16 protein-coding genes are annotated in these 19,725 nt (G+C 62.1%); 14 read left to right on the top strand and 2 right to left on the bottom strand.

Annotated elements, in window-relative coordinates; translation table 11 throughout:
* The 4 genes from ftsW to murB are packed head-to-tail and all read left to right on the top strand — an operon-like array spanning position 1 to position 4,669.
* Entirely contained in the window at positions 1-1,155 is a 1,155-nt protein-coding gene (gene ftsW / locus NXC14_RS14790) for a putative lipid II flippase FtsW (protein WP_085778779.1), read from the top strand.
* Positions 1,156-1,161: 6 nt separating this feature from the next.
* Positions 1,162-2,286: an undecaprenyldiphospho-muramoylpentapeptide beta-N-acetylglucosaminyltransferase gene (gene murG / locus NXC14_RS14785; RefSeq protein WP_085778778.1), complete on the top strand. Its 1,125-nt coding sequence runs from the start codon at positions 1,162-1,164 to the stop codon at positions 2,284-2,286.
* Positions 2,283-3,698, top strand: a complete 1,416-nt coding sequence (gene murC / locus NXC14_RS14780) for a UDP-N-acetylmuramate--L-alanine ligase (protein WP_085778777.1) — start codon at positions 2,283-2,285, stop codon at positions 3,696-3,698. Before murG ends, murC begins: the two co-directional genes overlap by 4 nt.
* Entirely contained in the window at positions 3,695-4,669 is a 975-nt protein-coding gene (gene murB, locus NXC14_RS14775; protein ID WP_085778776.1) for a UDP-N-acetylmuramate dehydrogenase, read from the top strand. The genes murC and murB overlap by 4 nt, the downstream gene beginning before the upstream one ends.
* A gap of 1 nt (position 4,670) precedes the next feature.
* On the opposite strand, the gene NXC14_RS14770 is transcribed toward murB, so the two are convergent.
* Complete coding sequence (locus NXC14_RS14770) at positions 4,671-5,600, bottom strand: SDR family oxidoreductase (RefSeq protein ID WP_085780128.1); 930 nt, start codon at positions 5,598-5,600, stop codon at positions 4,671-4,673.
* Positions 5,601-6,048: 448 nt separating this feature from the next.
* Between NXC14_RS14770 and NXC14_RS14765 the strand changes: the two genes are divergently transcribed.
* The 9 genes from NXC14_RS14765 (at position 6,049) to ligA (ending at position 17,917) form a co-directional block, all read left to right on the top strand.
* Positions 6,049-6,975, top strand: coding sequence for a D-alanine--D-alanine ligase (locus NXC14_RS14765; RefSeq protein ID WP_085778775.1), 927 nt, complete (start codon positions 6,049-6,051; stop codon positions 6,973-6,975).
* Positions 6,963-7,895, top strand: a complete 933-nt coding sequence (locus tag NXC14_RS14760; RefSeq protein WP_085778774.1) for a cell division protein FtsQ/DivIB — start codon at positions 6,963-6,965, stop codon at positions 7,893-7,895. The genes NXC14_RS14765 and NXC14_RS14760 overlap by 13 nt, the downstream gene beginning before the upstream one ends.
* Positions 7,892-9,223: a cell division protein FtsA gene (gene ftsA / locus NXC14_RS14755; RefSeq protein WP_064803798.1), complete on the top strand. Its 1,332-nt coding sequence runs from the start codon at positions 7,892-7,894 to the stop codon at positions 9,221-9,223. Before NXC14_RS14760 ends, ftsA begins: the two co-directional genes overlap by 4 nt.
* A 56-nt stretch (positions 9,224-9,279) precedes the next feature.
* Positions 9,280-11,010: a cell division protein FtsZ gene (gene ftsZ, locus NXC14_RS14750; RefSeq protein WP_085778773.1), complete on the top strand. Its 1,731-nt coding sequence runs from the start codon at positions 9,280-9,282 to the stop codon at positions 11,008-11,010.
* Positions 11,011-11,274: 264 nt separating this feature from the next.
* Positions 11,275-12,231 (top strand): UDP-3-O-acyl-N-acetylglucosamine deacetylase, encoded by a 957-nt coding sequence (lpxC, locus tag NXC14_RS14745; RefSeq protein ID WP_085778772.1) that lies wholly within the window; start codon positions 11,275-11,277, stop codon positions 12,229-12,231.
* A 267-nt stretch (positions 12,232-12,498) separates the two neighbouring features.
* Positions 12,499-13,368 (top strand): outer membrane protein assembly factor BamD, encoded by an 870-nt coding sequence (locus tag NXC14_RS14740; protein WP_170965882.1) that lies wholly within the window; start codon positions 12,499-12,501, stop codon positions 13,366-13,368.
* A 5-nt stretch (positions 13,369-13,373) separates the two neighbouring features.
* Positions 13,374-15,047, top strand: coding sequence for a DNA repair protein RecN (recN, locus tag NXC14_RS14735; protein WP_085778771.1), 1,674 nt, complete (start codon positions 13,374-13,376; stop codon positions 15,045-15,047).
* Between the two features lie 76 nt (positions 15,048-15,123).
* Positions 15,124-15,651 (top strand): DUF6886 family protein, encoded by a 528-nt coding sequence (locus NXC14_RS14730; protein WP_085778770.1) that lies wholly within the window; start codon positions 15,124-15,126, stop codon positions 15,649-15,651.
* Positions 15,652-15,760: 109 nt separating this feature from the next.
* Positions 15,761-17,917, top strand: a complete 2,157-nt coding sequence (gene ligA / locus NXC14_RS14725; protein WP_085778769.1) for an NAD-dependent DNA ligase LigA — start codon at positions 15,761-15,763, stop codon at positions 17,915-17,917.
* Positions 17,918-18,056: 139 nt separating this feature from the next.
* Here the strand turns inward: ligA and NXC14_RS14720 are convergent, their stop codons facing one another.
* A complete protein-coding gene (locus NXC14_RS14720; protein WP_085778768.1) occupies positions 18,057-18,593 on the bottom strand; it encodes a GNAT family N-acetyltransferase in 537 nt (178 codons plus the stop codon).
* 178 nt (positions 18,594-18,771) lie between these two features.
* Between NXC14_RS14720 and NXC14_RS33020 the strand changes: the two genes are divergently transcribed.
* Positions 18,772-19,714 (top strand): IS630 family transposase gene (locus NXC14_RS33020; protein WP_176536422.1). Its coding sequence is split into 2 segments (ribosomal slippage): positions 18,772-19,107 and positions 19,109-19,714, totalling 942 coding nucleotides; the frame shifts between segments, so codons are not numbered across the junction.
* Positions 19,715-19,725 lie beyond the last annotated feature (11 nt).

Here is a 19,725-nt window from a genome sequence, read left to right as displayed (position 1 = left end):
ATGGTAAGCCGCGCGGAACGTGGGCCTCTGGCCGATTGGTTCTGGACCATCGACCGCTTCTTCCTGGCGATGTTCATCTTCCTGATGGGCATCGGCTTCATGCTGTCGTTTGCGGCATCTCCAGCTGTTGCCGAGCGCATCGGGCTCGAACCCTTCCACTTCGTCAAGCGTCATGCGGCCTTCATGATCCCCTCGATCGCCGTCATGCTCGGGCTGTCCTTCCTGACGCCGCGCCAGGTGCGGCGAACCGCAATCCTGCTCCTGATCATCTCGCTTGCGATGATGGTGCTGGTGCTGTTCGTCGGGCAGGAGGTCAAGGGCGGCAGGCGCTGGATCTGGATCGCCGGCCTTTCGATCCAGCCGTCGGAATTCATGAAGCCCGCTTTCGTCGTCGTCTGCGCCTGGCTGTTTGCCGAGCATGCGCGTCAGCCTGAAATCCCCGGCAATCTCTTTGCCATTATCTTGTTCGGCATTGTCGCCGCGCTGCTCGTTGCGCAGCCCGACCTCGGCCAGACCATCCTGACGACCGCTGTCTGGGGTGGCATGTTCTTCATGGCCGGCATGCCTTGGATCTGGATCATGCTGCTCGGCATCGGCGGCGCCGGCGGTCTGCTCGGCGCCTACTACGTCTTTCCGCACGTTGCGCTGCGCATAGACAAGTTCATGACCGGCGAGGGCGACACGTTCCAGATCGACACGGCCCGTGAGGCGATCATCCGCGGCAGCTGGTTTGGTCAGGGACCGGGCGAGGGCATTGTGAAGCGCATCATCCCGGACGCGCATACCGACTTTATCTTCTCCGTCGCTGCCGAGGAATTCGGCATCGTCTTCTGCATGGCGCTCGTCGCGCTGTTTTCCGTGCTGGTGCTGCGCGGCCTGTCGCATGCCTATCGCGAGCGCAACGATTTCAACCGCTTCGCCGTCGCCGGTCTCGTGCTGCAGATGGGCATCCAGTCGATCATCAACATCGGCGTCAATCTCGAGCTGCTGCCGGCAAAGGGCATGACGCTGCCGCTTATCTCCTACGGCGGCTCGTCCATGGTGGCGATCTGCGTCACCGCCGGCTTTATTCTGGCGCTGACGCGCCATCGCCCGGAAAAACGTGCGCAGGACCGGAGCCTCTTCCGCGTCCCGCACGGAATGCCCGCGGAGTAAGAGGTCATGAGCAAAGGCATCGTGCTGCTTGCCGCCGGGGGGACCGGCGGCCACGTGTTCCCGGCGGAGGCGCTGGCCTTCAAGCTGAAGGAGCGTGATTATTCGGTGCATCTCGTCACCGACAGCCGAGCCGAACGTTATGCCGGCAAGTTCCCGGCCGAGCAGATCCATGTCGTGCCGTCGGCGACGATCGGCTCGAGGAACCCGGTCGCCGTCGCCCGCTCGCTGTGGACGCTGTGGAGCGGCATGCGAGCGGCCAAAAGGCTGATCCAGCGGCTGAAGCCGGTGATTGTCGTCGGCTTTGGCGGTTACCCAACCGTGCCGCCGCTGCTGGCCGCCACGCGGCTCGGCGTTGCCTCGATGCTGCATGAGCAGAATGCGGTCATGGGCCGGGCAAACAAGGCGCTGGCTCCGCGCGTCAAGGCGATTGCCGGCGGCTTTCTGCCGGAAAGCGGCGATGCTTTTTCCGAGAAGACGGTTGCAACAGGCAATCCCGTGCGCCCGGCGATCCTTGCCGCGGCCGAGCAGCCCTACCTGCCCTCGCATCCCGGCGAGCCGTTCAATCTTGTGGTCTTCGGCGGCAGCCAGGGCGCGCAGTATTTTTCCAAGGCCATGCCGACGGCGATCAGCCTGCTCGACGACGGCCTGCGCGGACGGCTCAGGGTGACTCAGCAAGTGCGCCCTGAGGATATGGAGATGGTCAGCGGCTGCGTCGCCAAGCTGGAGATGGGAGCCGATATCGCGCCATTTTTCAACGATATGGCGGAACGCCTTGCCCGGGCACATCTGGTGATCTGCCGCTCCGGCGCCTCCACGGTCTCGGAAATCTCCGTCATCGGACGCCCGGCCATTCTGGTGCCTTATCCGCATGCGCTCGACCATGATCAAGCGGCAAACGCCGCCGCGCTGGCTGCGACCGGAGGAGCGAAGGTGATCCCTCAGTCGGAGCTTTCGCCTGAACGCATCGCCTCTATACTGAGCCATGTGATGAACGATCCGGACAAGCTTTCGCACATGGCGGCGGCGGCCAAGCTCGCCGGAAAACCGGATGCGGCGAACTTGCTTGCCGACATGGTTGAGGCTATTGCCGCCGGCAAGACAGTCTCGGAATTCAAGAGGACACGCGCATGAAACTGCCGAAGGCGATCGGTCTCGTCCATTTCATCGGCATTGGCGGCATCGGCATGAGCGGCATTGCCGAAGTGCTGCACAATCTCGGCCACAAGGTGCAGGGATCGGATCAATCAGACAGCGCCAATGTGCAGCGCCTGCGCGACAAAGGCATTGAGGTCTTCGTAGGCCATCGCGCCGAAAATCTCGGCGATGCCGAAGTCGTCGTCGTTTCGACGGCGATCAAGAAGAGCAATCCGGAACTCATCGCCGCGCGTGAAAAGCTGCTGCCGGTGGTGCGCCGCGCCGAAATGCTTGCCGAGTTGATGCGCTTCCGCAATGCGATTGCCATCGGCGGCACGCACGGCAAGACGACGACCACCTCGCTGGTCGCCACCCTGCTCGAGGCTGGCGGGCTCGATCCGACAGTCATCAATGGCGGCATCATCAACGCCTACGGCACCAATGCCCGCATGGGCGAGGGCGAGTGGATGGTGGTCGAGGCCGACGAATCCGACGGCACCTTCCTGAAGCTGCCCGCCGATGTCGCCGTCATCACCAATATCGATCCCGAACATCTCGACCATTACGGCAGTTTCGACGCCGTGCGCGCCGCCTTCCGGCAGTTCGTCGAGAACGTGCCGTTCTACGGCTTCGGCGTCATGTGCCTTGATCATCCCGAGGTGCAGTCGTTGGTCGGCCGCATCGAGGACCGCAAGATCATCACCTATGGCGAGAACCCGCAGGCCGACGTGCGTTTCAAGAATGTGCGCATCGACGGCACGCGCTCGATTTTCGACGTCGAGATCCGCCGCCGCCGCACCGGCCAGAGGACCGAGCTCAAGGGGCTGGTCATGCCGATGCCCGGCCGCCACAATATATCGAACGCCACGGCGGCGATCGCGGTCGCCAACCGGCTCGGCATATCGAGCGAGGCTATCGCCAAGGGGCTTGCCTCCTTCGGCGGCGTCAAGCGCCGCTTCACGCTGACCGGCGAATGGAACGGCGTGCAGATCTTCGACGATTACGGCCACCATCCGGTCGAGATCAAGGCGGTGCTGAAGGCGGCCCGCGAGGCCTGCAAGGGGCGCATCATCGCCGTCCACCAGCCGCACCGTTACACGCGTCTCGCGAGCTTGTTCGAGGAATTCGCCGCCTGCTTCAACGACGCCGACAGCATCTTCCTTGCGCCCGTTTATGCGGCGGGCGAGGATGCGATCGAAGGTATCGACTCGATATCGCTCGTCTCGCGCATCAAATCCGGCGGCCATCGCGACGCCCGCTTCCTCGCTTCGGCGGAGCTTCTGCCGCAAATGGTTGCGGAGGTTGCAAAGCCTGGCGATTTCGTGGTTCTGTTGGGGGCTGGGAGCATCACATCATGGGCAGCAGCACTGCCCAACCAACTGGAAGGCCTATCGGGAAAGTCCGCATGAAACAGGTGAATGGGGAAAAGCTTCTCGCGTCTCTCGGAGACGGTGTAAAGGATATCCGCGGCCGTATCACGCCGGATGCCCCCATGGATCGCGTCACCTGGTTCAGGGCCGGGGGTCTGGCCGAACTGATGTTCCAGCCGCATGACGTCGACGATCTCATTGCCTTCCTGAAGATATTGCCGGAAGAGGTGCCGCTGACGGTGGTCGGCGTTGGCTCCAATATCTTGGTGCGCGACGGCGGCATTCCCGGCGTGGTGCTGCGCCTGTCGGCCAAGGGCTTCGGCTTCGTCGAACTGGCCGGTGAAAACCGCATCCTTGCCGGCGCCATCTGCCCGGACAAGCATGTCGCGGCGATGGCGATGGACAATGGCATCGGCGGCTTTCATTTCTTCTACGGCATACCCGGCGGCATCGGCGGCGCGGCACGCATGAATGCCGGGGCGAACGGCGTCGAGACGCGTGAGCGGCTGATCGAGGTTAACGCCGTAGACCGCAAGGGCAACAAGCATGTGCTTTCCAATACAGAGATGGGCTATTCCTACCGGCATTCAAAGGCACCCGCCGATCTGATCTTCACTTCGGTGCTGTTCGAGGGCTATCCGGAAGATCGCGCCCAGATTCGCGCCGAAATGGACGCTGTGCGCAATCACCGCGAGACGGTGCAGCCGGTGCGTGAGAAAACCGGCGGCTCGACCTTCAAGAACCCGCCGGGCCATTCGGCCTGGAAGCTGATCGATGAGGCAGGCTGCCGCGGCCTCGTGATCGGCGGCGCACAGATGTCGTCGCTTCACTGCAACTTCATGATCAACATGGGTCAGGCGACGGGCTACGATCTCGAATATCTCGGAGAGCAGGTGCGCCGTGAGGTCTTCGAGAAAGACGGCATCAAGCTCGAATGGGAAATCAAGCGCCTCGGCGTCTTCATGCCCGGCCGGGAAGTGCGCCCGTTCCAGGGCGTGACGAGCGAATAAGCTATTCTACTGCCTGTTTAAGGCCTTCGCGCGGGGTGACGACGGGTGACCAGCCGAGAACGTCGCGCGCTCGGGATATGTCGACCTGCAGCGAACCACAGAGGCGCTGATAGACGGCTTCCTTCCCGAGTGCCTTTGCCGCCATGTGCAGCAGTGCAGGCGGGAAGGGGACCAGCATCGGCTTGACGCCCAGCCCCGCGGCAATTCCCCTGATGAGATCAGGCGTCGAGAGGTCCTCGCCATCTCCAGCAAGGAAAGTCTCGCCCGCAGCGGCGGGATGGTCCATGCAGGCGATGATCAGATCGACGAGATTTTGCACTGCGACCAATGTGCGGCGGTTCTTTAGCGAAGCGAAGGGGAGCGGCAATTTCCTGCGGACAAGATTGACGAGCAGCGCGAAGTTGCCGCGTGCGCCGGGACCATAAACCAGCGGCGGGCGGATGATGACGACTTCCATGCCGGTGCGCGCTGCGATTTCGCGCAGGCCGATTTCGCATTCCAGTTTCGAAATGCCGTAGGGATCGATTGGGTTCGGCCTGTCGTCGTGCCGGAACGGCCGGTCGGTCTGTTCTCCGTTGACCTTGATGGTGCTGATGAAGACGAACCTCTGCACGCCGGCGTGGGCGGCTTGTTCGGCGAGATTGAGCGCGGCGGCGGTGTTGACCCGGCGGAACTCCGCTAGCGGATCGGCTGCGCGGTCGTTCATGATGTGAACGCGGGCGGCGAGATGGACGATGACGTCGACGCCTTCAAGCGCGGCTGTCCAATCGGTTCCGTCGGTAATTTCAATCGGAAAATGCGCTACCTCAGGCGGAAAGGGAGAGGCCTGGGATCTCGTGGTCGCCACGAGCTCGCAAGTTTTGTCTATGTGCAGTCGTTTGACAAGCGGACTACCGACGAAGCCGGCTGCGCCGGTGACGAGGCATCGCATGATTTTCTCCCTGCTCACCCATGCGTCTTCGCTAGCCGGAAGTGATATCGGCATCAATAGAAAAGCGGTGACGCCCGCGCCGAGACCCTTTGCATTAATCAAATCGAGACGCTGGGCCGCCGCCTCACTGTTGCCGGTATCCGGCTGAGAGATGACACCCGATTCTGTTGACTGATTCCATCGCGACTGAGCGCGATTGGATATGTCGTTGAATGAATGGGCTTTTTCGATTCCGCTCGGGTTCATTTCCCGGGCGCGAAGGGAATGGTTGCACAATCAGCAAAAGTTAAAAGGCCGCATAACTCCGGGCTAACAGTTAACGAAAGTAAACACTTCATTAACCATAATGATGCTCTAATGCATGTGAGGCCCGGCAAAGGCGCGAACGACGCAGACAGCTTCGCGCAAGCGTCGATTTCAAAAGTGGAAGTTATTTTTGGGGGTGTTGATGAGTCGCAAGCATGTCGCTGTCCTGATGGGCGGATTTTCCTCGGAAAGGCCTGTCAGCCTTTCCTCGGGAAAGGCTTGCGCAGAGGCCCTCGAAGCCGAAGGCTTCAAGGTGACGTGCATCGACGTGGCGCGCAACGTCTCCGAGAGGCTCGCGGCGCTGAAGCCCGATGTCATCTTCAATGCGCTGCATGGGCCCTTCGGGGAGGATGGCACCATCCAGGGTATCCTAGAATATCTCGAGATCCCCTATACGCATTCGGGCGTGCTTGCCTCGGCTCTGGCGATGGACAAGGACAAGGCGAAGCTTGTTGCCGCTGCCGCCGGCATTCCGGTCGCCGAATCGCAGGTCATCAATCGTTTCGCTTTTCCTTCGGTCCATCCGATGAAGCCGCCCTATGTGGTGAAGCCGGTGCGTGAAGGGTCGAGCTTCGGCGTCGTGATCGTCACCGAAGATCAGACCCATCCGCCGCAGGTGGTCAGTTCGCCCGAATGGCGCTATGGCGAAGAGGTGCTGGTCGAGCGCTATGTCTACGGCCGCGAGCTCACCTGCGGTGTCATGGGCGAGACTGCGCTCGGTGTCACGGAGGTGGTGCCGCAGGGACACAATTTTTATGATTACGATTCCAAGTATGCTGCGGGCGGTTCAAAACACGTCATCCCGGCGAAAATTTCACCGAATATTTACCAAAAAATACAAACATTGGCGCTAAGGGCGCATCAGGCAATCGGTTGTCGCGGCGTCAGTCGGTCCGACTTTCGTTACGACGATCGTTTCTCCGAAGACGGCGAAATCATCTGGCTGGAGGTCAATACCCAGCCAGGCATGACTCCTACCTCGCTCGTGCCCGAAATGGCCGGTCATGCCGGCTATTCCTTTGGTGAGTTTCTCCGGTGGATGGTGGAGGACGCGTCTTGTTTGCGTTGACGGTCAAGAGGATAGGGCGCCCCAGCCATCATGCTGTGCTTCCGATCGTGGAAGCCGAAGAGCGATTCGTGCTGCCGCGTCCGCTGCGCCGCGTCACTCGTTTCTTGATCAGCCTCGGTAGCGGCCGCATCTACATTCCGGCCCATACCGGGACGGTGTCGGCGCTTGCCTTTTTGGCTGCGACCGGCCTCTACGGTATGTCGCTCGGCGGTCACACCGAAGCCGTCGCGCAGGCCACGACGACGGCCGCAGGTTTTGCGATCGAGAATGTGAAGGTCTCCGGCAATTCGGAAACCTCCGAAATCGAGATCCTGCAGCTGATCGGCCTCGACGGCACGACCTCACTGGTCGCGCTCGACGTCGATGCGGCCCGCCGGAAGATCGCGCACCTTCCCTGGGTCGAGAATGTCGAGGTTCGAAAGATCTATCCGAGGACGATCGAAGTGAAGCTCAAGGAGCGTGAGGCCTATGCGATCTGGCAGCACGGGCAGGAGCTTTCGCTGATCGAGAAGAACGGCAGCGTCATTGCGCCGTTGCGCGACAACAAATTTTCGTCGCTGCCGCTCGTCGTCGGGCGCGACGCCGAGACCGCGGCGGCTTCGCTCGGCGACGCCTTCGCGAAGTGGCCCGACGTGAAGGCCCGGGTGAAGGCCTATGTCTGGATATCGGGCCGTCGTTGGGATCTACACATGGATAACGGCGTCATCGTCAAGCTGCCGGAAGACGGCATCGATCAGGCGCTGGCCACGCTTTCGAAGTTCGACAAGGAGCATCAGCTCCTGGAGCGGGACATCGCCGCGGTCGATCTGAGATTGCCCGACAGGACCGCGATCCAGCTGACGCCGGAAGCGGCGGTCCGCCGGCAGGCGGCGGTTACGGAGCGTACCAAGGAATTGAAGAAGGCGGGGCAGAATATATGAGCTTGTTCGGTTCATCCCATTTCGGATTGCCGCGCCTGAAGCCGCTTTCGTCGAAGCGGTCGCATGTCGTTTCGGTGCTCGACATCGGCTCGACCAAGGTCGTCTGCATGATCGGCCGGCTGACGCCGCGCGAGGAAAGCCAGATCCTGCCGGGCCGCACGCACAATATCGAGATCATCGGCATCGGCCATCAGCGCTCCCGCGGCATCAAGACCGGCGTCATCGCCGATCTTGATGCGCTGGAAGGCGTCATCCGTCTTGCCGTCGATGCGGCGGAGCGTATGGCGGGGCTGACCGTCGAGAGCCTGATCGTCAACCTGACGGCCGGCCGCCTTGGCAGCGACATCTACACCGCGACGATTGATCTCGGCGGTCAGGAAGTCGAGCTTAACGACCTCAAGAAAGTGCTCTCGGCTGCCTGCCAGCAATCGCTGCGCCAGGACCGCTCGGTGCTGCATTCGCTGGCGACCGGCTTCTCGCTCGACGGCGAGCGCGGCATTCGCGACCCGCTGGCAATGTACGGCGATGCGCTCGGCGTCGACATGCATGTCGTGACCGCGGAGCGCTCGGCACTGAAGAACCTCGAGCTTAGCGTCAATCGCGCGCATCTTTCTGTCGAAGGTATCGTCGCGACGCCTTATGCATCGGGCCTTGCCGCTCTCGTCGACGACGAGGTCGAGCTCGGCTGTGCGGCGATCGACATGGGCGGCGGCACGACGACGATCTCGGTCTTTGCCGAAGGCAAGCTCGTTCATACCGATGCCGTCGGGCTCGGCGGCCATCATGTCACCACAGACCTCGCCCGCGGCCTTTCGACCCGCATCGAGGATGCCGAGCGGCTGAAGGTCGTGCATGCCTCCGCGCTCTTGAATTCCTCCGATGAACGCGAGCTGATCTCGATACCGCCGATCGGCGAGGACGATCGCGACCAGCCGTCGCAGGTGCCGCGGGCGCTCGTTTCGCGCATCGTATCGGCCCGAATCGAAGAGACGATGGAACTGATCCGCGACCGTATCCAGCGTTCCGGCTTCAGCCCGATCGTCGGAAAACGCGTCGTGCTGACGGGAGGCGCGAGCCAGCTGACCGGCCTTGCCGAGGTGGCGCGGCGCATTCTGGCCCGCAACGTCCGCATCGGCCGTCCGATGGGCGTCTCGGGACTGCCGACGGCGGCCAAAGGCCCGGCCTTTTCGACGGCCGTCGGCCTGATGATCTATCCGCAGGTCGCGGACATGGAGACACATGCGTCACAGAGCGGTCTGCTCATGTCGCTTGGGGGAAATAACAGCCGCATAGCCCGCATGGGTCAGTGGCTGAAGGAAAGCTTCTGAAATTTGCGTAATTGGCCGGCGTGGCGATGCGGCCAGAGAGAGAAGGAACAGGTACCATGACCATCAAGCTGCAAAAGCCTGACATCACAGAGCTGAAGCCGCGCATCACCGTGTTCGGCGTCGGCGGCGGCGGCGGCAACGCCGTCAACAACATGATCACCGCGGGCCTCCAGGGCGTCGACTTCGTCGTTGCCAACACGGATGCGCAGGCGCTGACGATGACGAAGGCCGAGCGCATCATCCAGCTCGGCGCCAACGTCACCGAAGGCCTCGGCGCCGGCTCGCAGCCGGAAGTCGGCCGCGCGGCCGCCGAAGAGTGCATCGACGAGATCATCGATCACCTGAACGGCACGCATATGTGCTTCGTCACCGCCGGCATGGGCGGCGGCACCGGCACCGGTGCTGCTCCCGTCGTCGCGCAGGCCGCCCGCAACAAGGGCATCCTGACGGTCGGCGTCGTCACCAAGCCGTTCCATTTCGAAGGCGGCCGCCGCATGCGCCTGGCCGAGATGGGCATCCAGGAACTGCAGAAGTCTGTCGACACGCTGATCGTCATTCCGAACCAGAACCTCTTCCGCATTGCCAACGACAAGACGACCTTCGCCGACGCTTTCGCCATGGCCGACCAGGTTCTCTATTCCGGCGTTGCCTGCATCACCGACCTGATGGTGAAGGAAGGCCTCATCAACCTCGACTTCGCCGACGTCCGCTCGGTGATGCGTGAAATGGGCCGTGCGATGATGGGCACCGGCGAGGCCTCCGGCGCCGGCCGCGCGTTGCAGGCAGCCGAAGCGGCAATCGCCAACCCGTTGCTCGACGAAACCTCGATGAAGGGTGCCCAGGGCCTGCTGATCTCCATCACCGGCGGCCGCGACCTCACCCTCTTCGAAGTCGACGAAGCTGCGACCCGCATCCGCGAAGAAGTCGATCCGGACGCCAACATCATCCTGGGCGCCACCTTCGACGAATCGCTCGAAGGCATCATTCGCGTCTCGGTCGTCGCGACCGGTATCGACCGGGCGATCAGCGAAGCCGCCGAGCGCAACTTCCAGCCGGCCGCCAGGCCCGCTATCCGTCCCTCCGCGGCTGTTGCTCCGGCAGCGGCCGCAGTTCAGCCTGCGCCGGTTATGCAGGCACCGAAGGCCATCGATCCGATCGCGCAGACCATCCGCCAATCCGAGATGGAACGTGAGCTCGAAATTCCGGCCCCGCGTGCCAGCGCCCCCGTCCAGCAGCCTGCTGCGCAGCAGGAAGTCTTCCGTCCGCAGAGCAAGATCTTCGCGCCTGCACCGGAAGCTCCGGCCATGCGTCCTCAGGTGCAGCAGCAGGCTCCGGCGCCGGTAATGAGCCAGCCGGTGATGAGCCAGCCCGTCCAGCAGCAGCCCATCCAGCCGCAGCCGATCCGACAGGAGCCGATTATCCGGCAGGCGGCTGAACCGGTGCGCATGCCGAAGGTCGAGGATTTCCCGCCGGTCGTCCAGGCTGAACTCGACCACCGCACGCAGCCGGCTTCGGCGCATCAGCAGGAAGAGCGCGGCCCAATGGGCTTGCTCAAGCGAATCACCAATTCGCTTGGCCGCCGCGACGATGACGCGGTTGCCGCCGACATGACCGCCGCGCCGCCGGCCGCATCGCAGCAGCGCCGTCCGTTGTCGCCGGAGGCAAGCCTCTATGCGCCACGCCGCGGCAATCTCGATGATCAGGGTCGTGCAGTTCCGCAGGCTCGCATGATGCAGGAAGACGATCAGCTGGAAATTCCGGCATTCCTGCGCCGCCAGTCGAACTGAAATATCGCGGGCTTCGGCACCGTTCATGCCCGGGATCCAGGTCCCGGGCATTGCTGTTTTCGGCCGAGAATTCCTGAGCGATATCAATCGTGTGACTTCGTAACAAAACGAAAGAAACAGTGATTTGGATTGGAGCGCCGGCGCACGTAAATATGGCGCAAGAAAACTGCGCTGGGAGTCGTCTAGACGAGGCTCTTTCTGCAGAAAGAATGATAACCGCGCCGTGGCACCAACCGCTGGAGCGGAAAAATAAAGGCAGATTTTATGGCTATTGGCTTGCTGGGTTTTCAAACGACGGTATCGCGTCCGGTGACGCTCTCGGGCATCGGCGTTCATTCGGGCGCGAATGTCTCGATCACGCTGAACCCGGCCGAAGCGGACACTGGCGTCGTTTTCCAGCGCCTGCATGATAATGGCGACATCACCGAACTGAAGGCCGTCTCTTCGCAGGTCGGCAATACAGACCTCTGCACGGTGCTCGGCTTCTCACCCACGCATTCAATCGCGACGATCGAACATGTCATGGCCGCCGTCTATGCTCTCGGCCTCGACAATGTCCTCATTGAGGTGCAGGGCGCAGAAATGCCCATCATGGACGGCAGTTCGCTGCCCTTCGTCGAAGCGATCGAGCAGGCCGGTCTCATCTCGCTCGGCGTCAAGCGTCGCTATATCCGCATCACCAAGCCGGTGCGGATCGAGCATGGCGGCTCCTGGAGCGAATTCCGTCCCTATGACGGCACGCGCTTCGAAGTCGAGATCGATTTCGAATGCCCACTGATCGGCCGGCAAAAGTGGGCCGGCGACCTAAACGCCGCCGTCTTTAAGTCCGAACTTTCCCGCGCCCGCACCTTCGGCTTCATGCGTGATGTTGAACGTCTCTGGGCATCGGGCCATGCGCTCGGTTCTTCGCTTGAAAATTCCGTCGTCATCTCGGACGACAATACCGTCATCAATGTCGAAGGCCTGCGATATGCCAAGGACGAGTTTGTTCGCCACAAGACGCTTGATGCCGTTGGCGACCTGTCTCTCGCTGGCGTCCAGTTCATCGGTTGCTACCGATCCTATCGTGGCGGCCATAAGATGAATGCCAATGCTTTGAAGGCGCTGCTCGCCGATCCCTCCGCCTACGAGGTGGTCGAGACCTCGACGCCGCGCCAGCGCGTCGCCGCTCGTGAACTGATCGCCGTCAACGCTTCGGAATTCGCTCCCTGGTCGGCATGACCTCCAGCATATTCTCAAGACCAGGCCGCCTCTTCCCGGAGGCGGTTTTTTTATGTCGGCCCGAGTCTGTGGTGACAGGCATTTTCTCGCAGTTGCTTAGCTGCCACAGGTCGGCAAGAAGGTGAAAAGCCGGCCAATCCGGCGGCGGCTGCCACAAAAATGCGTTAATGCCTTATCATTGCGTTGCTCTTGATGCACATTTGTGGCTAGAAACGCCAGCGAGGCGTGGCTGTCGTGGAGCGAGCGGCGGCATTGGGGTTCTTTTGAATGGCTTATGCAGGATCTGAAGGTATGATGAAGACAGCGCGCGCTTTGTTCGCATCGCTTCTGGTGCTGAGCGCAGGCGCCTCGATCTCCGGCTGCCAGTCGGATCCCGATATCGACATCACCAAGCTTGGCCTCGAAACCGATCCGCCTGACGTGCTCTACACCCAGGGCCTTGCCAATATGAAGGCGGGCAACATGGCGGAAGCAGCGCGCAAGTTCGATGCAATCGATCGCGAGAACCCATTCTCCGAATGGGCGCGCAAGGCGCTGGTCATGAGCACCTTTGTCAAATACCGCCAGGGCAAGCTCGATGATGCGCTTGCCTCGGGTAATCGCTACATGTCGCAATATCCGAAGTCCCAGGACGCTGCCTATGTGCAGTATCTCATCGGTCTCACCTATTCCAAACAGATCGTCGACGTGACCCAGGACCAGCGCGCCTCGGCTAAGACGATCGAGGCGATGCAGGCTGTGATCGACAACTACCCGAACTCCGAATATGTCGATGACGCGCAGGCGAAGATCCGCTACGCCCGTGATCAGCTCGCCGGCAAGGAAATGCAGATCGGCCGCTACTATATGGAGCGGAAGGAATATCTCGCCGCAATCTCGCGTTTCCGCATCGTCGTCGAGAAATATCCGAATACGAACCAGATCGAGGAAGCCTTGGCCCGTCTCGTCGAGGCTTATTACGCCATGGGTATCGTCGACGAGGCGCAGACCGCGGCAGCCGTTCTTGGTCACAACTATCCGGACAGCCAGTGGTACGCCGATTCCTACAAGCTGCTGCAGACAGGTGGCGCCGAGCCGCGTGAGAACAAGGGCTCCTGGATCGCTGCGGCAGGCAAGAAACTCCTGCTCGGTTCCTAAGTCCCATGCTGATCCAGCTTTCGATCCGCGATATCGTCCTGATCGATCGGCTGGATCTTGCCTTCGAGACCGGTCTGTCCGTGCTGACGGGCGAGACCGGCGCGGGCAAATCCATCCTGCTCGACAGTCTTTCGCTGGCGCTCGGCGGGCGCGGCGATGGCGGTCTGGTGCGCCATGGCGAAGACAGGGGCCAGGTGACGGCGGTGTTCGACGTCGGCATGGACCACGGGGCGCGGGTGCTCCTGCGTGAAAACGGCATCGACGACGAGGGCGACCTGATCTTCCGCCGTCAGCAATCGGCCGATGGTCGCACCAAGGCCTATGTCAACGATCAACCGGTGGGTGTGCAACTGATGCGCCAGGCCGGCCAGATGCTGGTCGAGATCCACGGCCAGCACGATGATCGCGCTCTTGTCGACACGAATGCCCATCGCAACCTGCTCGATGCCTTTGCCGGCCTCACCGATGAGGTTGCTGAGGTCTCCCGCCTGTATCGTATTTGGCGCGACAGCGAACGGACGCTGAAAAAGCATCGCGAGAAGGTGGAAAGTGCGGCGCGCGAGGCTGACTATCTGCGTTCCTCTGTGGCAGAGCTGGAGAAACTCTCGCCACAGGACGGCGAGGAGGACGAACTCGCCGAAAGCAGGCAGAGGATGATGAAGGCGGAGCGAATAGCCGGCGACATCGCCGAAGCCTCCGAATTCCTGAACGGCAATGCCTCGCCGGTGCCGCATATCGCCTCGCTGGTGCGCAGACTGGAGCGCAAGAGCCATGAAGCGCCCGGGCTGCTCGAAGACACCGTGACGTTACTCGATGCTGCGCTCGACCAGCTTTCCAATGCGCAGATGGAAGTCGAGGCAGCGCTGCGCAAGACCGAATACGATCCGCGAGAACTGGAGCGGGTGGAGGAGCGGCTTTTCGCGCTCAGAGCCGCGTCGCGCAAATATTCCGTGCCCGTCACCGAACTGCCGGCGCTTGCGGTGCGCATGATCGCTGATCTCGCCGATCTCGATGCAGGCGAGGAGCGGCTGGCGCATCTGGAAGCGGAGGTCGGTCTGGCGCGAGAGAATTACGATTCGGCGGCGCGCTCGCTTTCCGACAAGCGCCATCAAGCCGGCACTGCGCTGGCTGCTGCCGTAATGGCCGAACTGCCGGCGCTGAAGCTCGAACGCGCTCGTTTTATGGTCGAGATCACCACGGATGCGCAGGAGGCGCTTCCCGAAGGCATCGACGTCGTCGAGTTCCATGTCCAGACCAATCCCGGCACGCGCCCCGGCTCGATCATGAAGGTGGCCTCCGGCGGTGAGCTGTCGCGTTTCCTGCTGGCGCTGAAGGTGGCGCTCGCCGATCGCGGCTCCGCCCCAACGCTCGTTTTCGACGAAATCGATACCGGTGTCGGCGGTGCTGTGGCCGATGCGATCGGCCAGCGGCTGAAGCGGCTGTCCGAGCGGGTCCAGGTGCTGTCGGTCACACATGCGCCGCAGGTCGCGGCGCGGGCGGCAACGCATCTGCTGATCTCCAAGGGGCCGGCGGCCGAGGGTTCCGAAAAAATCGCCACGCGCGTCGCGACGATGGCGCACAAGGATCGCACCGAGGAGATCGCCCGCATGCTCGCCGGCGCCTCGGTAACGGAAGAGGCGAGGGCGGCGGCGAAGCGGCTGCTGGCCGGTAACGGCTGATAGCCGCAGCCGGCACGCTGACAAATACCCCGCTTCGCGCTATGCCGATTGCTCCGATTAGCGGCGATACGTTGCCATGCGCCTGTTCCATTTCAGCGATAACTCCGGCATCGCAGCGTTCGAGCCGCGTGCCGTTAGCATCCCCCCAATCCGCCCGGCCGGCCAGGAATGGCTGAACGGTCCGCTCGTCTGGGCGATCGATGCCGATCATGACTTCATGTATCTCTTTCCGCGAGATTGCCCGCGGATTCTGATCTGGGCCACGTCCGAGACGCCGGAAGCCGAGAGGCGGCATTGGCTTGCAGGTTGCCGGGCAGCAGCCTATGTCGAGCGTCGTTGGCTGGAACGGCTCTCGGCGGTGACAGTTTATCGTTACGCGCTGCCGGCCGAAGGTTTCGAGGAGCTCGGCGATGCGGGCATGTGGGTGGCTCGCCGGCGTATAGTTCCGATCGAATGCACCGCCATTTCGCGGCTCGACCGGGAATTCATGCCGCGCGGAGTGGAACTGCGGGTGGTCGACAGTTTGCAGCCGCTGAAAGGCCTGTGGAACAGCGGACTGCATGTCAGCGGCATCCGGCTGCGCAACGCGTTGGATTGGGAATAGGCTGGTAGGCAGTCCTCACCGGTCAGGGTAAGCAGGCTCTCTTTTCATCCGGCGATTTTGCTCTAAAAACAATGCAGATTTCTGGCCAGATTCTCTGGAGTGATGTTCCATGTCCACCGAAGGTTCCGCCATCGACACGTTGACGATCGAAGAGGCTGCCGCCGAGCTCGAGCGGCTGGCAAGGGAGATCGCGCACCACGACGCGCTCTATCACGGCAAGGACCAGCCGGAGATTTCAGATGCCGATTACGATGCGCTGAAGCGCCGCAACGATGCGCTGGAAGCGCAGTTTCCCGAGCTGATCCGTGAGGACAGCCCGTCGCGACGAGTCGGTGCAGCGCCCTCGGTCACCTTCTCGCCCGTCGTCCATGCGCGGCCGATGCTGTCACTCGACAACACGTTTTCGCAGGAGGACGTGCAGGATTTCGTTGCCAGCGTCTACCGCTTCCTCGGCCGCCTGCCGGACCAGTCGATTGCTTTTACCGCCGAACCGAAGATCGATGGGCTATCGATGTCGATCCGCTACGAGAACGGGAGACTGACGACGGCTGCGACACGCGGTGACGGCACCACGGGGGAAAACGTCACCGCCAACATCCGCACCATATCCGAAATTCCCAACCAGCTGCCGAAGGGTGTCCCCGCAGTCGTGGAAATCCGCGGCGAGGTTTATATGGCCAAGAGCGATTTCCTGGCGCTCAACCGCCAGATGGAGGCGGAGGGCAAGCAGACCTATGTCAATCCGCGCAACACGGCGGCGGGATCGCTGCGCCAACTCGACGCCAAGGTGACGGCGAGCCGCAAGCTGAAATTCTTCGCCTATGCCTGGGGCGAGATGTCGGACATGCCGGCCGACACGCAATTCGGCATGGTGCAGACCTTCAAGGACTGGGGCTTCCCGGTCAATCCGTTGATGAAGCGGCTGAATTCGGTCGCCGACATCCTGGCGCATTACGACGAGATCGGCCTCAAGCGCCCGGATCTCGATTACGATATCGACGGCGTCGTCTACAAGGTCGACAGCCTGGAACTGCAGCAGCGCCTCGGCTTCCGCTCGCGAAGCCCGCGGTGGGCGACGGCGCATAAATTCCCGGCCGAGCAGGCCTTCACCGAGGTCGAGAAGATCGAGATCCAGGTCGGCCGGACCGGTGCGCTGACGCCTGTGGCCCGGCTGAAGCCGATCACGGTCGGCGGCGTCGTCGTCACCAACGCGACACTGCACAATGAGGACTACATCAAGGGCATCGGCAATAGCGGCGAGCGCATCCGGCCGAAGGAGCACGATATTCGCGAGGGCGATACCGTCATCGTCCAGCGCGCCGGCGATGTCATTCCGCAGATCCTCGACGTGGTGATGGAAAAGCGTCTCGCCGAGGCGAAGCCATATGATTTTCCCAAGACCTGCCCGGTCTGCGGTTCGCATGCGGTGCGCGAGGTCAATGAGAAGACCGGCAAGATGGATTCGGTGCGCCGCTGCACGGGCGGCTTCATCTGCCGGGCGCAGGCGACGGAGCATCTGAAGCATTTCGTTTCGCGCAACGCCTTCGATATCGAGGGGCTCGGTTCGAAGCAGATCGACTTCTTCTTCGAAAATGAAGATGCGTCGCTGCAGATCCGCACGGCGCCCGATATCTTCACCTTGGAGAAGCGCCAGGCGCAGTCGCTGACCAAGCTGGAGAATATCGACGGCTTCGGCAAGGTCAGCGTCGGCAAGCTCTATGCGGCGATCAACGAGCGGCGCAGCATTGCGCTCCACCGTTTCATCTATGCGCTCGGCATTCGCCATGTCGGTGAAACTACGGCAAAACTCTTGGCGCGCTCCTACGGCACCTATGAAGCCTTTGCGGCCGCGATGAAGGAGGCCGCACCGCTTTCCGGCGACGCCTGGAACGATCTCAACGCCATCGAGGGTATCGGTGAGGTCGTGGCGCGCGCGATTGTCGAGTTCTACAAGGAGCCGCGCAACATCGAAGTGATCGGCCGTCTGCTTGAAGAAGTGACGCCCGCAGCGGCCGAGCAACCGGTGACGACGGGCAGTCCTGTGGCTGGCAAGACCGTGGTCTTCACCGGCTCGCTCGAAAAATTCACCCGCGACGAGGCGAAGGCAAGGGCCGAAAGCCTCGGCGCCAAGGTCGCGGGATCGGTATCGAAGAAGACCGACATCGTCGTTGCCGGTCCCGGCGCCGGCTCGAAGCTCGACAAGGCGCGCGAACTCGGCGTCCAGACGATGGATGAGGATGAGTGGCTGGCGCTGATTGGCGGATGAGGAAGCCGGCGTCAGAATGCCCGCATCCTGTTCGGCGTTGCCTCGGCCTTGTGCGAGGATCTGCTGCGCCCGTTGCCAATGCTCGTGATAAGCCGGGCAAGCCCAAGCATGACGAGGGATGCGGATAGACCCCTCCGACTCAGGTCCTCAGCCGCGCCATCGTATAGGCATCGGCATAGTGTCCGGCGCGATATCCGAAAGCACGCAGATGCCCTTCCTTTTCGAAGCCGAACTTCTCGTAGAGAGCGATCGCAGCCGCGTTGTCGGTATATACGGTCAGTTCGAGCCGCTTGATGTCGAGCCAGTCGTCGGCTGCATCGACCATCGCGCCAAGCAGGATGCGGCCGAATCCGCGACCGGTGAAGTCGTCATGCACGCCCATGCCGAGGCTGGCGACGTGCTGGCGACGGCCGCTAAGGCGGTTGAGCCCGCAATTGCCGACGATCTTGCCATTTAGAGTCACGACAAGGTTGAGCGCGCCCGCCGATGGGTTTTCCATGTTCTTGCGGACCTCCTCAATCCGCTGGTAAGGCGGCCGCAGCGTGCCGGCCCGATAGCCCGGTAAATTTATAAGATCGGTGATCTCTTCGGCGTCGGAAAGACGCACGGCTCGCACGACGACACCGTCGGGCAGGGGCGCCCGGCCGCGGAGTTCATTCTCTTCGTTTTCAGGCATGGCATCTCTCCTTGGGTTACAGCGAGGAGAGCCGGGATTTTTTGGAAAACCCTGCTCGCCTCGGCAGGGTTCTCGGGATGATCGGACGGCTAGAGCACGCTTCGATTTTTCAGAATCGCAGATTCGCAAATCAGCTGAAATATGATTCTCTGTCCTACCGGAAAAGGACGGCCTAAGGATGACGCACCCATATTCTGAGGATCTTCGCGAACGGGCGATGGCGCGCCTGAACACCGGAGAAACGATACGATCGATCGCAGCAGCACTTGCGATTGCTCCCTCCTGTGTTTCGAAGTGGAAGAAGCGCCTTGCGGAGACCGGCGCTCTGACGCCCGGCCGCGTCGGCGGTCGCAAGCAGCGGACTTTGTCCGGCGAACGGGCCGACTGGCTGCGCCAGCGCTGTCGATCCGGCCCGTTCACGACGCGAGGCCTTGTGGCGGAACTGGCCGAACGCGGCATCAAGACCGAGCGACGCGCCGTTTGGGTGTTCGTCCGGGCCGAGGGCCTGAGTTTCAAAAAAAACGGTTCTGCCGGCCGAGCAGACGCGGATGGATATCGCCAGGAAACGGTTGCGTTGGAAGACCCATCAACGGCGGATCGAAGCGCAGCGGCTGGTCTTTCTCGATGAGACCTGGATCAAGACCAACATGGCGCCCCTCAGGGGGTGGGCACCGCGTGGTCAACGCCTATGTGCCGCGGTTCCGCATGGGCACTGGAAAACCCTGACATTCATTGCCGCCTTGCGCTGCGACCGCATCGACGCCCCTTGGGTCATCGATGGGCCGATCAACGGCGAACTCTTTACCCTCTATATCCAGAGGATCCTCGTGCCCACGCTCGCCAAGGGCGACATCGTCATCCTCGACAATCTCGGCAGCCATAAGGGCCAAGCTGTCCGTCGTGCCATCCGGGCCGCAGGCGCGCACCTCTTCTTCCTGCCGCCTTACAGCCCGGACCTCAATCCCATCGAGCAAGTCTTTGCCAAGCTTAAGCACCTAATTAGGAGAGAACAGCCTCGCACAGTCGAAGCGACATGGCGCAAGGCTGGTGAAATGCTCGACTGCTTCTCGCCAGCAGAATGCGCAAACTACCTCACAAACTCAGGATATGCTTCCGTATGAAAGCAGCAGGC

Origin of the sequence: Rhizobium sp. NXC14 (assembly GCF_002117485.1) — a bacterium.
Classification (GTDB): Bacteria; Pseudomonadota; Alphaproteobacteria; order Rhizobiales; family Rhizobiaceae; genus Rhizobium.
Note: the sequence above shows the minus strand (reverse complement) of the source record. Positions and strands in the feature narration are given on the sequence as shown.

What these genes read in the sequence shown, in the direction of transcription:
- ftsZ (WP_085778773.1), top strand. Translation starts at nt 9,280, where the DNA reads ATGACCATCAAGCTGCAAAAGCCTGACATCACAGAGCTGAAGCCGCGC.
- NXC14_RS14720 (WP_085778768.1), bottom strand. Translation starts at nt 18,593, where the DNA reads ATGCCTGAAAACGAAGAGAATGAACTCCGCGGCCGGGCGCCCCTGCCC.
- lpxC (WP_085778772.1), top strand. Translation starts at nt 11,275, where the DNA reads ATGGCTATTGGCTTGCTGGGTTTTCAAACGACGGTATCGCGTCCGGTG.
- ftsW (WP_085778779.1), top strand. Translation starts at nt 1, where the DNA reads ATGGTAAGCCGCGCGGAACGTGGGCCTCTGGCCGATTGGTTCTGGACC.
- NXC14_RS14765 (WP_085778775.1), top strand. Translation starts at nt 6,049, where the DNA reads ATGAGTCGCAAGCATGTCGCTGTCCTGATGGGCGGATTTTCCTCGGAA.
- recN (WP_085778771.1), top strand. Translation starts at nt 13,374, where the DNA reads ATGCTGATCCAGCTTTCGATCCGCGATATCGTCCTGATCGATCGGCTG.
- murG (WP_085778778.1), top strand. Translation starts at nt 1,162, where the DNA reads ATGAGCAAAGGCATCGTGCTGCTTGCCGCCGGGGGGACCGGCGGCCAC.
- ligA (WP_085778769.1), top strand. Translation starts at nt 15,761, where the DNA reads ATGTCCACCGAAGGTTCCGCCATCGACACGTTGACGATCGAAGAGGCT.
- NXC14_RS14770 (WP_085780128.1), bottom strand. Translation starts at nt 5,600, where the DNA reads ATGCGATGCCTCGTCACCGGCGCAGCCGGCTTCGTCGGTAGTCCGCTT.
- NXC14_RS14740 (WP_170965882.1), top strand. Translation starts at nt 12,499, where the DNA reads ATGGCTTATGCAGGATCTGAAGGTATGATGAAGACAGCGCGCGCTTTG.
- ftsA (WP_064803798.1), top strand. Translation starts at nt 7,892, where the DNA reads ATGAGCTTGTTCGGTTCATCCCATTTCGGATTGCCGCGCCTGAAGCCG.
- murB (WP_085778776.1), top strand. Translation starts at nt 3,695, where the DNA reads ATGAAACAGGTGAATGGGGAAAAGCTTCTCGCGTCTCTCGGAGACGGT.
- murC (WP_085778777.1), top strand. Translation starts at nt 2,283, where the DNA reads ATGAAACTGCCGAAGGCGATCGGTCTCGTCCATTTCATCGGCATTGGC.
- NXC14_RS14730 (WP_085778770.1), top strand. Translation starts at nt 15,124, where the DNA reads ATGCGCCTGTTCCATTTCAGCGATAACTCCGGCATCGCAGCGTTCGAG.